Below are 13,528 nucleotides of genomic sequence, written 5' to 3'. Positions count from 1 at the left end.
CTTTGGGAATACATGTGACTATACATATACATGTCAGATAACAAGTAAAGGAGATGACATGTCCACCCCACACAGCTTTGACAATGACAATGATCGTGACGACCGCCGTGAGACCGACGGCACCGAGGCGGCAGGCGCCGCCCGTGACGACCGACGCGACACCGACAGCACCGAGGCAGCAGGCACACGCCGCGCGCGTGGTGAGGCCGACTCGTCCGAAGCGGACGCCGCCGAGCCAGGTGAGGCGAACGTCGTCGACGGCACGAACGTCGACGGCAAGAGCGTCGACGGCACGAACGTCGACGCGGGTGATCGGCCCATCGACCACGAGGTGAGCGACGAGGCGCCGCAGCTCGCCGATCTTCTTCGACAGGTCGGCAGAACCCTGCGGCGGGATTTCTTCTCGGCGATGGACGACGCCGACATCGATCCGCGCGACGTTGCGGATCTGCGGAGACGGGCGCGGCGCAATCGGCGCACCGACGACATCGTGGCCGGTGATGCCTGGATCGATGATGCTGCGGAGTCCGAGTCCGCCGCTGAGGCCACACGCGAAGCCGAGATCCGTGCCCAGGTCCGCGCGCTGCGTGACCGTGTCAGCGCGCGCGTCGAGGAGGTTCTCAGTGATGACGAGGTCGCGGCCATGATCGCGACGCTGACGAAGATCGTCGACGAACTCCGCCCCGACGAGGAGGACATCCGCGAGGTCCGCGACCGCATGCGCGAGTTCGCCCGCCGTCGCGGCTTCGACTCCTCGCGCGGTTTCGACTCCTCGCGCGGCTTCGATCCCTCACGGGGTTTCGGGCCGAGTCGGGGCTTCGGCGGCCACGGGCGGCGCAGCCGTGGTGGGCGCGACGGTTTCGGACCCGGCGCCGACCGCAGCCGTCCGGGTGACCGTGGCGGAGCGCGCGGACGCGGAGACTCCGACTCGGGGTGCGGCCCCGACGTCGACTGGGACCCCCGCGAGTTCTTCGCACAGTTCGTCCGCGGCGCGCGCGGCGAGCGCGGCCGAGAACGCGACGGCGCCTACGAACGGGGCTTCGCCGACGGTTTCGAGAAGGGCTTCGAGGCCGGCAAGCGTCGCGACGACTGACCTCGCTCAGACCGGCCCGGCGGTCTGCGGAAGCTCCACGGCGATTGTGCGCCACATCGAGGGTGAAATCTGCGCGATTCTCACCCTCGATGTGGCGCACAATCTGAGCCGCCGCCCTGAATGTGGCGCAGATTTCCGGCCGCCGTCGACGATGTGGCGCAGGTTCCCGGCCGCCGCCCTCAACGCGGCGCACAATCGAGCCGCCGCGCTGCATCATGGCCTCGACCTCGACGAGCAGGCCCGCGCCCTCCACCAGGCGCACCTCGCCACCACCGGCAGCCCCGGCACACTCGATAAACCCGGCACACTCGATGAACCCGGCGCACTCGAGCAGCCCCGCCACCACCGGCAGCCCGGCGCACTCGATGAACCCGGCGCGCTCGATCAGCTGCGGCGCAGCACGGCCTCGAGGTCGTCGAGCACGGTGCGGTCCTCGATCGTCGAGGGCACCGCGGGGTTCTCGGCGCCGTCGGCCATCTCGCGCATCGTCTTGCGCAGGATCTTGCCCGACCGGGTCTTCGGCAGCGCGGAGACGATGTCGACCTCGCGGAATGCGGCGACCGGCCCGATCTCCCGACGCACCATTGCGACGAGCTCGGACTTGATCTCCTCCGCATCGACCGCCTCGGCGGAATCACCGAGGACGACGAGCGCCCGCGGACTCTGCCCCTTCGTGTCATCGTGGACGCCGATGACCGCCGCCTCGGTGACGGCCGGGTGGGAGGCGATGACGGCCTCCATCACTCCCGTCGAGAGCCGGTGGCCGGCGACGTTGATGACATCGTCGGTGCGGCCCATGACGAAGACGTACCCGTCCTCGTCGAGGTAGCCGGAGTCGCCGGTGAGGTAGTAGCCGTCGAATGCGGCGAGGTACGAGGAGACGAACCGCGAATCGTCGCCCCACACCGTCGCCATCGTCCCCGGTGGCAGGGGCAGCTTCATGACGATGAGCCCCTCCTGGCCAGCGGGCACCGGGGCGCCGCCGGGATCGACGACCTCGATCTGATAGCCCGGCACCGGCTTCGTCGGGGACCCCGGCTTGAGGGGGAACTGCGTGAGGCCGAGCGGGTTCGCCGCGATCGGCCACCCCGTCTCCGTCTGCCACCAGTTGTCGACGACGGGGATGTCACGACCGGTCGCCTCGGCGAGCTTCGACGTCGTCCATTCGTACGTGTCCGGGTCGAGCCGCTCACCGGCGAGGAACGACGCCCGGAGGGAGGAGAGGTCGTACTTCCTCATCAGCGCCCCGTCGGGATCCTCCTTGCGGACGACGCGCATCGCCGTCGGCGCCGTGAAGTGGACGTTGACGTCGTGGTCGTCGATGATGCGGAAGAACGTGCCCGCATCCGGGGTGCCGATCGGCTTGCCCTCGAAGAGCACCGAGGTGACCCCGGCGAGCAGCGGACCGTAGACGATGTAGGAGTGCCCGACGACCCACCCCACGTCCGAGGCGGTGAACATCGTGTCCCCGGGTGCGAGGCCGAAGATGTTCGGCATCGAGTAGGCCAGGGCGACCGCGTAGCCGCCTGAGTCGCGGACGATGCCCTTGGGCTTGCCCGTCGTGCCCGAGGTGTAGAGGACGTAGAGCTCGTCGGTCGACTTCACGGTCACCGGGTCGATGCCCTCGGGGGTGGAGGCCAGGAGCTCGGCGTAGTCGAGGTCGGTCTCACCCATCTCGGCCTGGTGCTCGGGACGCTGGACGATGACGGTGAACTCGGGTTTCGCCTCGGCGATGGCGATCGCCTCGTCGAGCATCGGCTTGTATTCGAGGACCCGGCCGCGCTCGACGCCCGCCGAGGTGGAGATCACCGCCTTCGGCGCGGTGTCGTCGATGCGCACGGCGAGTTCGGCCGGGGCGAACCCGCCGAAGACGACGGAGTGGATCGCGCCGAGACGCGCACACGCGAGCATCGCGACGGCCGCCTCGGGGATCATCGGCATGTAGATGACGACGCGGTCGCCCTTCTCAACGCCCCGGTCGGAGAGGGCGCGCGCGAAGCGGGAGACCTCGTCGAGCAGCTGTGCGTACGTGATCGTGCGGACCGTGTCGGTGACGGGCGAGTCGTAGATGATCGCGGCCTGATCGCCGCGGCCGGCGGCGACGTGGCGGTCGAGCGCGTTGTAGGCGACGTTGAGTTCGCCGTCGGGGAACCAGCGGTAGATCGGGGCGTTCGAGTCGTCGACGGCTTCGGTCGGCTCCTTCACCCAGTCGATGAGCTCCGTGGCCTGCGTGAGCCAGAAGGCGCCCGGGTCCTGCGAGATCTCTGCGATGACGTCATCGTATTTCGCGTTCATGTCCCCATTGTGACGCATGGCACATCGAGGCGCCGAGGCGGGGCGTGCGAACCGTGACCTGCGACCTCCCTCATCTGCTCAGACTCACGGGGCACAATGGGGAGATGCGCTATCTCGTTGCTCTCATCCTCGGCGTCGCCGTGCTCTTCGTCGTCAACATCTTCACCGACGTCTTCTCGATGCCCCGCCCGTGGGGGTCGCTCATCATGGGCGGCATCGTCGGGGTGACGATGGTCGTCGTCCTCCTCATCTGGGAGGCGGTGCGGCCGAGCCAGCACGCCGAGACCGCGAAGCCGAAGCTCAGCGAGGAGGAGCGCGCGCAGGCCCGTGCGGAGCGTCGTGCCCAGCTCGCCGCCGAGGCGGGGGTGAGTCTCGACGGCTACGACGCAGCCGTGGAGGAGTCCGAGGACATCGAACGGCTGAAGAAGGAGACCGGCAGCGAAGGCGACGGAGAGCTGCCTGCGGAGGCTGATGGACAGCGGCCTGCGGGCGCCGACGGCGAACGACCTGCCGACGCCGATGGACAGCAGGCTGCGAGAGCAGATGGACAGCAGCCTGCGGGCGCCGATGGGGACGAGAGCGCCGGGGGCCGGACGGACGCGGATGGCCGGGTCACCAACGACGCGAGCTCACCGGGTCGCGCGGGTGCTGCGACAGCAGGCGCCTCCGGTGCCGTCTCGGCCGACGGCGCAGATCGTGCCGACGGTGCCGCCTCGGCCGACGGCGCAAACCGTGCCGACGGTGCGGATGCGGCGCAGGCAGGCGACGAGACTGACGGTAACTCCGGTGACCATGCCCACGAAGAATCAGCGACGAGTTCATCCCTCGAGGCTCCGCCCGTCGGACAGCCGGGGATCTCCTCGAGCGCTCTCGATGACGAAGCCGATGCCCGCGACGCCGAGGGCTCCGGCTCCGGCTACCGAGGCGAGGAATCGAGCTCGTATGAGGGCGAGGACTCCGGGGACTATCACGGTGAGGACCCACGCGAGTCCCGTTGAACGGGCATCGTCTGCGAATGATGTTGCGCCGCGAGGGCGTGCTGTCCCGACATCGACTCCGCCTCAGGAACTGACGAGAGCGAGGAGATCGTCGACGGCGCGATCCCGCGTCGTCAGCACGATCTGCGGCCAGCGTTCCCCGGGCGTCGGCTCCTCATCGGCGATGAGATGCGAGCGCAGGCCCAGCCACCGTCGCCAATGCCGGGCGAAGGCAGGACCGCGGACGATGCGCGACCGCTTCTTCTGACCGCGCAGCGCCACATCGCGATCGACGTCGATGAACACGCCGATGGCCGGGCGCCGACTCAGCCGCGCCAGACGCAGGAAGAGCCGCCTGCTCCACCGGCGAGTCCCGGGGTCGTGGACGATGAGCGGGGGACCGCCTCGGCGGAGGATCCGGAAGAGCGCGAGCACGTGCGCGATCGTGTGGACGATCGGACGCCCCAGCGTGTACGGCAGCCAGGGGGCGAGGCGACGCAGCCCGTCACGCACGGTCTCCGGATCGGAGACCCGCAGCCGCGGCGCTCGCCGTCGGACCTCCTTGAGCGTCTCCGTCTTGCCCGCGCCGGGAACGCCTGCGAGCAGGATCACCGGTGACGGGGCGGTCGGAGTCATGGACCCATTGTGCAGTCGTCACCTGTGACGCGGATTCGAGCCGAGATCGCGGCCTCCGAGGCGACGAGCCGATGCCGCCACCAGGACACACTGCACGCCGGTGCCACGGTCCGGTGCCAAGGCCTACCCGCCGGTGCCGTCCTGCTCCGCGCCGGTGCCAAGGCCTACCCGCCGGTGCCGTCCCCGCTGCGTTCGGCTCAGGCGCGGGTGGCATCCTCGTGCTCGGCGGCGCCCTCCTGCGCACAGTGCGCGGCGAGGAGGTCGAGGCCCTCTTCGATGCTCACGCGCGGCGTCCAGTCCAGCACCTCCTGCGTCCGGCGCTGGTCGAACCAGTGCGCGGTCGAGAGCTGTTCGGCGAGGAACCGGGTGAGCGGAGGTTCGTCGTCGTGGTCGGACAGGTCCCAGACCCGCTCGACGAGTGATCCGGCGACCAATGCCGGTGCCACCGGAATCCGCAGCCGCGGCTCCGTGGCCCCGCCGGCGATGGCGATCCGCGACATCAGCTCGCCGATCGGACGCGGCTGGCCGTTCGTGACGACGAGCGCCTCCCCGTGCGTGACATCGACGGCCGTCAGCGCCGCGATGATCGCCTCGACGGCATTGTCGACGAAGAGCGTGTCGACGAGCGCGGCCCCCGACCCGAGCACCGGCATCCGGCCCGCCCGGGCCCGGTCGATGACGCGCTCAGTCAGTTGTGCGTCGCCGGGACCCCACATGAGGTGCGGCCGGAGGACGAGGACCCGGAAGTCCTCGGCATCGGCAGCCAGCGCGAGCCGTTCCCCGGCGGCCTTCGTCCGGGCGTACTCGCCGCGAGCATGGTCGGGAGAGGCCGGGCCGGCACCGTCGCCGACGATCGACTCGCCGGTGTGCGCCACCGACGGTGACGAGATGTGGACGAACCGCGTCACTCCCGCCGCCTGGGCCGCAGAGATGAGCGTCCGAGTGCCCCCGATGTTGACGGCCGCGAACTCGCTCGGGTCACCGGTCAGCGACACCTTCGCGGCGAGGTGGATGACCGCATCGGCCCCGGCGACCGCCTCGGCGACGGCGTTCGGATCGGTCACCGTGCCCAGCACATCACGGGCACCGTCGACCTCCGAGGGCCGCCGCTGGAGCGTCGTCACCGCGTGACCGGAGGCGACGAGGATGCGGGCCACGGACGAGCCGAGCAGGCCCGAGGCTCCGGTGACGGTGATCTTCATGAGGCTCCTCAGGTCGGTGTTCGCAGACTGCCGGGCGGCCGCACTCACACGCGGCGGGGAACGCCGTCGCCGGTGAGCACGCGATCGGCCCAGGCGGCCAGCCGCGACCGGTCGATCTTCGAATTGTGGCGGATGTCGGTGGGGAACGTCGGGGCGACGAGCACCGCCGCGAGATCCTGGCCGTCGACCTCGGCGACCCGGGCGCGCAGCCGGGCGGAGAGGTCGAGCGGGGCGAGCCCCGGTGACAGCGGAGTCCCCTCGGCGTCGAGCACGGCGACGAGCGCCTGGGTTCCATCCGGGCCGACCCCGACGACGGCGCTGCGGCTGACCTCGGGGTCCGTGTCGATGAGCGCTTCGAGCCCGCCGGGACCCACCGGCCCGCGCGGAGTCGTCACGACGTGCTGCAGTCGTCCCTCGAGCCACACCCGACCGGCGTCGTCGATGTGCCCGATGTCGTTCGTCCGATGCCACGTCCGCCCGCCGAGGCCATCGCGCGCCGCCTGCGCCGACGTGCGCCAGAGATTGTCGTACCCGGACTTCAGGTGGGCGGCGCTGACGACGAACTCGCCGAGGCGGCCCCGCGCAGCCGTGCCCGTGAGCAGCTCATCGGCGGAGTTCCCCGAATCGTCGATCGGGGCCAGTGCGAGCTCGACCCCGTCGATCGGGGTGCCCACGCACACGCCGAGGTCGTCCCCGGCGGCCGCTGCGGCCACCCCCTCACGGTCGATGTCGGTGAGGAGGAGTCCCTCCGTCATCCCGTAAGGCGAGTGGATCGCTGCCGCGGGGAACACCTCGGCGATCGCGTCCATGAGATCGAGCGGGACGGGAGCGCCGGCGGAGAGCACGAGCTCGACCTGCGCGCACGCTGCCCGCTGCTCGGCGTTGAGGTCGCCCACGGTGGCGGCGACGTTGCGGTAGGCGGCGGGGGAGGCGAAGACCATCGTCGCATCCCCGGCGATGATCGCTTCGGCGATCGCGGCCGCAGTGAGCGTCTTCGGCTTCGTCACGGACATGTCCGGCGTCACCGAGGTGGCCCCGATGGCCGGTCCGAGCAGGGCGAACGGCGGGAATCCCGCAACGAGACCCGTGCCCTCCCGCACGTCGAAGACCCTGCTGAGGACGTCGGCCAGCGCTGCGATGTCCGCGTGCGTGTAGCGCACGCCCTTCGCCGGTCCCGTCGACCCGGAGGTGAAGAGGATCGCGGCGTCGTCCGCGCCGGTCGGCGTCGGCAGGCCACCGGTGTGCGGGGTGCGCGCGAGCTCGGTGAGGCTCGTCTCGGTGCGGAAGAGCCGGCGCTGCAGCGGGCCGAGCGGGGAGACGGAGATCCGACGCCCGGGCCACCCGAACGCCCGGGCGAGGCCGAGTCCGGGCAGCTCCCCGATGATCCACTGCGGATCCGCCGAGGTGACGGCCCGCGTCATGCCGCGCGGGCCGAGTCCGGCGTCGGCGACGACGGCGACCGCGCCGATCTTCAGGCACGCGTAGAGCGCGGCGGTGAGGTTGTTGCCCGGCGGCACGAGCATCGACACCCGGTCGCCGGGCTGCACGCCGAGATCGCGCAGGCCGTGGGCGATGCTCGTCGTGACATGCCACAGCTGCCGCCACGAGATCTGCTGAGCCGGATCCTGCGAGAAGTCCACCGAGGCGATCGTCTCGTCCTCGGCCCGCGCGTCGAGGATCGCGGTGACCGGACGCGGGGCCGGCGCCGTGTCCGGTGTCGCCTCGGGCGCCGGTGTCGTTTCTGAGGCCGTCGGGAACTGTGCGGAGAGCCAGTCGAGGACGAGCCCGGGCACGTCGTAGTCCTCGCTGACGAGGTGCGAGCCGAGCTCGAAGCGGTGGACATCGGCCTGCGGCAGGCGTCCCCGGAGGTCGCGGAGGTAGCGCTCGAGGAACACCGGGTCCTTCGGCCCCCACACGAGGAGCGCGGGACGGTCGAAGGCGGCGATGTCCGCCCCGATGCGCTGCAGCTCGGCATGCGAGGGATGGCGCTCGTCGACGGGGATGTCGGCGACGAACCCGCCGATCCCGTGCCGCAGCGACGCGGACTCGTAGGGCGCGCGGAAGGCCGCGCGGACCTCGGGGGAGAGCTCGCCGAGGCGCAGCGTGACCCGGAGGAAGCCGTCGGTGACGACGGTGGCCGTCGGCAGCATGGGCCCGGCGAGGGTGGCCCGCAGCGGGGCCGGGATCGGTGCGTCCTCAGGCTGGTGGACGGCGGTGTTGAGGCTGATCGCGGCCGCGACCCGGTCGGTGTTCCGGGCCGCCCATCCGAGCGAGAGGACCCCGCCCCAGTCATGGCCGATCGTCACGACGGGATGCTGTGGCCCCGCCTCGGCGGGATCGGGTGCGGCGTCGGCTGCGGAACTGCCGGCCGCCTCGGCGAGGAGGGTCGTGACGACGGCATCGAAATCGGCGATGCGCTGGGAGATGCGGCGCACCTCGGGGCCGTGCGGGGTCGGCAACCCGTCGTGGGTGAGACGCTCGGAGAACCCCATGTCGAGCTGGTCGGGGGCGATGAGCCGCCACGCGCGCCCGCCGGAGAGCGCGGAGTCGACGGTGGCCGCGGCGAGCCGGCGCCACAGATACGACCACGTCGGGTTGCCGTGGAGGGCGAGGATCGTCCCAGTCGGTTCGATCCCCTCGGCGCGCAGGGCCTCCAGGGTGTCGAGGACGTGGAACGCATGCTCGCCGTCGCCCGTGTCGACGTCGACGATCCGGGACCACACGGGATCCCACTCGGGCAGCGTCGGAGGAAGGAGTGCCGGCCGGCCGGGGTGGTTCATCGACGTCCTACCACTCGATCTCGGTCATTGCGGTGTTGAGTCCGGAGCCGACGCCCATGCAGAGGATGCGGTCACCCTTCTCGAGCGAGTCGACCTCACGGCTGAGCGTGATCGGCAGGGACGCCGGTCCGACGTTGCCGAGCTCGGGGTACGTCACGGGGATCCGCTCGGGGTCGAGGCCGGCGGCCTTCGTGATCGAGTTCGTGTGGACGTCGGAGACCTGGTGCATGACGTAGCGGTCCATGTTCCGCCAGTCCCAGCCGTCCTCGTGGGCTTCCTCCCACGCGGCGACGACGAGCTCCATGCCGCCGGCGAGCAGTCCCTTCGTGTCGGTGAACATCCCATTGTGGTCGCCCACGCACAGCTCATGGTGCTGGGTGGCCGCACGGGTGATCCCGCCGAGGATGCGGTGGCCTTCCGGATGCCGATCCGCAGGGCCGATGACGGCCGCGGCCGCCCCGGAGCCGAGCGTGAGCGAGGCGAACTCGTTGAGGTACTCCTCACGGGTGATGCCGTCGCGGGTGAGCCGCCGCAGGGTCGCCTCCTGAACGCGTGAGGCGTCCTCCCCGGCGACGACGAGGGCGTAGTCGATCTGCCCGGCGTCGATCATGTTCGCGGCCAGGGTCATCCCGTTGACGAAGCCGAGGCACGCGTTGGCGATGTCGAAGTTCATCGCCTGCGGCCCGAGGCCGATGCCGGCGTGGACGCCGACGGCCACCGAGGGCTCGAGGTGCTCGCGGGTGACGGAGGTGTTGACCATGAGCCCGATCGCATCCGGCTCGACACCCGCCTCGGCGAGGGCCTTCCTGCCGGCGGCCACGGCCCCGGCGACGAACTCGGCCGGCCGATCCCAGTTGCGGCGGGCGTCAACGCCTGCCACGCGCTGGAGGAGTCCGGTCGGGAGTCCGAGGGTGGTCAGAGTATCGGCGAGGCGCTCGTCGAATTCGTGGGAGGTCACTACGTTGGGGGCGATGATCTCGGCCAGACCGAGAAGAGCCACATTCGAGTGACGGAAAGTTGCGTTGCCGTTCGCCAATTGAGGTTCTCATCCCTTTTCGGGTCGTTCGTCGACGTCTGCGCCCGCCGTCCTGGCGGGCAGGGCGGGCGGAGGAAGTTCGGGGACTATCCTAGCGCGCGGTGTCTGAGACTGTGCTCAGTGCCGTCGCGGCGCGGTTCCGGGGCTGCGTGCTGGGGCTGCCGCGCACCTGGTCTGCCGCCCCGGGCACCTGGGCTCCCGGGGCTGTGTGCGGCTCAGCGCGTGAACCACGTGAACCCGTCGTAGAGCAGGCCGGTCGCGGCGAGGACCGCGATGCCGGCGAGCACGATCGAGGTCACGGTGTGCGAGACCTTCGAGGACTGGAAGCGCTCGGCGCGCGAGTACGCCATCGGCCGATCGGTGACGTTGTGGCCGAACTGCGCGAAGATCCGCCAGTCCATGACGTCGATGAGGGACTTCGCGGCGAGCGTGAAGACGATGATCGCACCGATGGCCATGAAGAGGAGGAAGACGAAGCCGAGGAAGCCGTACGTCTGGAAGAACGTGACGACGCGGTCGCCGATCGCGGTGATGAAGCCGGAGAACCCCTCGCCCAGCGGCAGCGGATCGAGGGAGTCCATGATCGAGTTGAGGGTCATCCGGTCGCGTTCGGTGCGGCTGGCCCCGATGTACATGACGAGAGCGGCGGCGAGGGCGACGCCGAGGTTGATGATCGTGATCGTCGAATTGTCCGGCCAGAAGTCGAGGTTCCTGAGCGTGTACGTCGAGGCCAGCGCCACGCAGATGATCGCGCCGACGAGCGCGCCGACCGTGGCGGGCAGCAGGAGGTTGTTGAAGAAGACGAACGCGATGGCCGCGAGCAGACCCGCGCCGAGGATGTACGTGAAGACCGCGAGCGTGTCGCCGTTGCCGGCCGTCGCCGCCCGCCGGTTCTGCGCGATCATCTGACCGGAGTGGGCGATGTTCTGCGTGAGCTCGGCGGTCGTCGCCTTCTCATCGACCTCGGTCGTCGACATCACCCGGGTCTCGGCCTCGTCGGCGCTGTAGGCGCGCATGTCCCGGCGCCGCTGCTGCGTCGGCGGCTGGCCGTAACCCTGCTGGCCGTAGCCTGGCTGGGCGTATCCCTGCTGGTCATAGCCGGGCTGGCCCGGCTGCCCGTAACCCGGCTGCCCGGGCTGCGCTCCGCCGGGGCCGCGGTGCTCAGGCGCCGGATACCACTTGCCGACCTTCGCGGCGAGCACGTAGATGAGGATCACGACGATGGCCGCGAGGACTCCGATCGAGAGGTTGGCGCCGATCTCGGCCATAGGCTCCTCCTTGCAGGGCGGACGGTGGATTGGACAACAGTGGTCTTGTCCTATTCTATTGGCATCCCGCGCACGGTCCTGCGACCCGGCGCTCCTGAGATCCGGCGTTCCTGTGACTCTGCCGTGCAACCGCCCGGACTTCACCTGTCATGGGTAAGCTGGCTGCAGAGCACTCGCGACGCTCACCTGCCGGCCTTCGAAGGAGAATCCCGATGAGCAATGCCCAGGCCTTCTCGACCGCGGCCATGCCGCTCGACGAGCAGCTCGTCCTCGTCACCGGGGCCGGCCGTGGCCTGGGGGCGGCGATCGCGAAGGCGTTCGCTCACGTCGGCTCCGCGGTCGTCGTCAACTACCGCTATTCCGCGGATGCCGCGGAGGAGCTCGCCGAGGCGATCCGGGCTCGCGGCGGACGTGCGGCGGCGCTCGAGGCCGATGTCACCGATGACCGTGCCGTCGATGCGATGTTCGACGCCGCCCACGCCGAGTTCGGGATGCCCGTGTCCACCGTCGTCAACAGTGCGCTCGTGGACTACACGTTCGACGTCGAGGGGCGGCAGCCGGCGGACGAGATCGACTTCGCCGACCTCTCCGCGCAGTTCCGCGGCACCGTCGGTTCGGCGATGAACACGGTCCAGGCGGCGATGAGCGGGTTCCGGGAGATCGGCTCGGGGCGGGTCATCAACATCGGTTCGAACCTCGTCCAGAACCCGGTGGTGCCGTACCACGACTACACCGCGGCGAAGGCGGCGCTGCTGGCGCTGACCCGGACGTTCGCGCGGGATCTCGGGCCGCTCGGGGTGCGGGTCAACATGGTCTCGGGCGGTCTCCTGCGGACCACGGACGCGTCGGCGGCGACGACGGAGGAGGTCTTCGACCGGATCGCTGAGGCCAGTGCGCTCGGGCATGTGACGACTCCGGAGGAGTTCGCCTCGGCGGTGGTCTTCTTCGCCTCCCCGGACTCCCGCGCGGTGACCGGACAGAACCTCATCGTCGACAACGGGTATGTCATGAGCTGACACCCCATTCCCAGTCGAGCCTCGCTATGCTGGAGCGATAGTTGAGGCGGTGACCTGCGGGAATCGTGCTGCCTGGGCGGTGGAGTCGAGGGCGATTTCCAAAGGAGAGGGACCGATGACGGACGACGGGCCGAGCCTGGCCATCAGCCTGCGTGCGGTGATGTCCCGGCTGACTCCGGCGGAGAAGAAGATCGCACGCGCCGTCCTTGCCGCCTACCCGTTCGCCGGGCTCGAGCCGATCGCCGACCTCGCGCACGCCGCCGGTGTCAGCGGACCCTCGGTCGTGCGGTTCGCCCGCACGCTCGGCTTCAGCGGGTACCGGGAGTTCCAGGACGCCCTCAAGGCGGAGATGCGCGAGCGCGAGGAGTCGAACCTCTCGCAGGCGCTCGCCCCGGGGGAGGGGGCGGAGTTCGATGCGGCGCGGACGGCATTCCACGCGGGCATCGATGAGACCTTCGACTCGGTCATCGGCGACGAGCTCGAGCGCACCGTCGAACTCCTCGCCCAACCCAAGCGCAGCGTCGCCCTCGTCGGCGCGACGTACACGGCCCACATCGCCGACATCTTCCACGCGCAGCTCGGCTCGGTGCGTTCGGGGGTCGTTCGGGTGCACGCGAATCCGCTGCTCGCGGCCGCTGATCTCCTCGATCTCAAACGCGGCGACATCCTCGTCGTCCTCGATGTCCGGCGCTATGATTCGGCGATCACCGAGGTGGTGCGGATCGGGAAGGAACTCGGCCTCACCGTCGTCGTCTTCACCGACCTGTGGCTCTCCCCGGCGGCGTCGCTGGCTGATCGGGTGCTCACTGCCGAGGTCCGGGCGGCGGGTCCGGCCGACACTCTCGCTCCGATGCTCGCGCTCGTCGAGACGGTGAGCGAGCTCGTCGCCGCCGAGCTGGGGGAGGCCGCGGTCGACCGCCTCAGCCGGATCGATCCGCTGCGGCTGCGGCTGAGCAGGGGAGCGGGCTGGCTGTGACGGGCGGACTGCTCAGCTCACCGGTCTCGTCCCGGGGCGGCGGACCGCGGCCGCTGTCCGCGTCGACGCTTCGGCTCACCGGCGTCGTCCCGGGTGGCGTCGCCGGCCGAAGGGGACGCTCGGGAACCCGGTCGGGATCGCGTAGGGCCGTTCGCCGGTGCTGCCGGTGGTCGTGTGCCCGCTTCCGGATCCGCCGAGGCTGCCCGAGCCGCTGTCCCTCGCCCGGTAGGGGGTCGATCTGTCGGGGAC

The 13,528-nt window shown here is 70.4% G+C and carries 10 protein-coding genes; 4 read left to right on the top strand and 6 right to left on the bottom strand.

Features of this window, described 5'->3' with window-relative positions; translation table 11 throughout:
• The first annotated feature begins 58 nt into the window (after nt 1-58).
• The gene (locus FFS20_RS14420; protein WP_137826525.1) at nt 59-1,093 is read left to right on the top strand and encodes a hypothetical protein; all 1,035 of its coding nucleotides are present in this window, start codon (nt 59-61) and stop codon (nt 1,091-1,093) included.
• A 384-nt stretch (nt 1,094-1,477) separates the two neighbouring features.
• On the opposite strand, the gene FFS20_RS14415 is transcribed toward FFS20_RS14420, so the two are convergent.
• Nucleotides 1,478-3,388 (bottom strand): acetate--CoA ligase, encoded by a 1,911-nt coding sequence (locus FFS20_RS14415; protein ID WP_137826524.1) that lies wholly within the window; start codon nt 3,386-3,388, stop codon nt 1,478-1,480.
• 104 nt (nt 3,389-3,492) lie between these two features.
• Between FFS20_RS14415 and FFS20_RS14410 the strand changes: the two genes are divergently transcribed.
• On the top strand, nt 3,493-4,386 hold the full coding sequence (locus FFS20_RS14410; RefSeq protein ID WP_137826523.1) for a hypothetical protein: 894 nt from the start codon (nt 3,493-3,495) through the stop codon (nt 4,384-4,386).
• 63 nt (nt 4,387-4,449) lie between these two features.
• Here FFS20_RS14410 and FFS20_RS14405 read toward each other — a convergent pair whose 3' ends face one another.
• The 5 genes from FFS20_RS14405 to FFS20_RS14385 form a co-directional block, all read right to left on the bottom strand.
• Nucleotides 4,450-5,001, bottom strand: coding sequence for an AAA family ATPase (locus tag FFS20_RS14405; RefSeq protein ID WP_137826522.1), 552 nt, complete (start codon nt 4,999-5,001; stop codon nt 4,450-4,452).
• A gap of 197 nt (nt 5,002-5,198) precedes the next feature.
• A complete protein-coding gene (locus FFS20_RS14400) occupies nt 5,199-6,203 on the bottom strand; it encodes an NAD-dependent epimerase/dehydratase family protein (RefSeq protein ID WP_137826521.1) in 1,005 nt (334 codons plus the stop codon).
• 44 nt (nt 6,204-6,247) lie between these two features.
• Nucleotides 6,248-8,983 (bottom strand): alpha/beta fold hydrolase, encoded by a 2,736-nt coding sequence (locus tag FFS20_RS14395; protein ID WP_137826520.1) that lies wholly within the window; start codon nt 8,981-8,983, stop codon nt 6,248-6,250.
• 7 nt (nt 8,984-8,990) lie between these two features.
• Nucleotides 8,991-10,019, bottom strand: coding sequence for a 3-oxoacyl-ACP synthase III (locus tag FFS20_RS14390; RefSeq protein WP_137826519.1), 1,029 nt, complete (start codon nt 10,017-10,019; stop codon nt 8,991-8,993).
• A 215-nt stretch (nt 10,020-10,234) separates the two neighbouring features.
• Nucleotides 10,235-11,287: a hypothetical protein gene (locus FFS20_RS14385; RefSeq protein ID WP_137826518.1), complete on the bottom strand. Its 1,053-nt coding sequence runs from the start codon at nt 11,285-11,287 to the stop codon at nt 10,235-10,237.
• 212 nt (nt 11,288-11,499) lie between these two features.
• Here FFS20_RS14385 and FFS20_RS14380 point away from each other — a divergent pair, with 212 nt between their 5' ends.
• Together FFS20_RS14380 and FFS20_RS14375 are read left to right on the top strand one after the other, a co-directional pair.
• The gene (locus FFS20_RS14380; RefSeq protein ID WP_212743351.1) at nt 11,500-12,303 is read left to right on the top strand and encodes a 3-oxoacyl-ACP reductase; all 804 of its coding nucleotides are present in this window, start codon (nt 11,500-11,502) and stop codon (nt 12,301-12,303) included.
• A 115-nt stretch (nt 12,304-12,418) separates the two neighbouring features.
• On the top strand, nt 12,419-13,279 hold the full coding sequence (locus tag FFS20_RS14375; RefSeq protein WP_137826517.1) for a MurR/RpiR family transcriptional regulator: 861 nt from the start codon (nt 12,419-12,421) through the stop codon (nt 13,277-13,279).
• The last annotated feature ends 249 nt before the right edge of the window (nt 13,280-13,528 follow it).

Origin of the sequence: Brevibacterium sp. 2SA (assembly GCF_005502845.1) — a bacterium.
GTDB lineage: Bacteria > Actinomycetota > Actinomycetes > Actinomycetales > Brevibacteriaceae > Brevibacterium.
Note: the sequence above shows the minus strand (reverse complement) of the source record. Positions and strands in the feature narration are given on the sequence as shown.

Excerpts from the sequence above, each read along its gene's own strand:
- FFS20_RS14420 (WP_137826525.1), top strand. The coding sequence starts at position 59 with ATGTCCACCCCACACAGCTTTGACAATGACAATGATCGTGACGACCGC.
- FFS20_RS14415 (WP_137826524.1), bottom strand. The coding sequence starts at position 3,388 with ATGAACGCGAAATACGATGACGTCATCGCAGAGATCTCGCAGGACCCG.
- FFS20_RS14410 (WP_137826523.1), top strand. The coding sequence starts at position 3,493 with ATGCGCTATCTCGTTGCTCTCATCCTCGGCGTCGCCGTGCTCTTCGTC.
- FFS20_RS14405 (WP_137826522.1), bottom strand. The coding sequence starts at position 5,001 with ATGACTCCGACCGCCCCGTCACCGGTGATCCTGCTCGCAGGCGTTCCC.
- FFS20_RS14400 (WP_137826521.1), bottom strand. The coding sequence starts at position 6,203 with ATGAAGATCACCGTCACCGGAGCCTCGGGCCTGCTCGGCTCGTCCGTG.
- FFS20_RS14395 (WP_137826520.1), bottom strand. The coding sequence starts at position 8,983 with ATGAACCACCCCGGCCGGCCGGCACTCCTTCCTCCGACGCTGCCCGAG.
- FFS20_RS14385 (WP_137826518.1), bottom strand. The coding sequence starts at position 11,287 with ATGGCCGAGATCGGCGCCAACCTCTCGATCGGAGTCCTCGCGGCCATC.
- FFS20_RS14380 (WP_212743351.1), top strand. The coding sequence starts at position 11,500 with ATGAGCAATGCCCAGGCCTTCTCGACCGCGGCCATGCCGCTCGACGAG.
- FFS20_RS14375 (WP_137826517.1), top strand. The coding sequence starts at position 12,419 with ATGACGGACGACGGGCCGAGCCTGGCCATCAGCCTGCGTGCGGTGATG.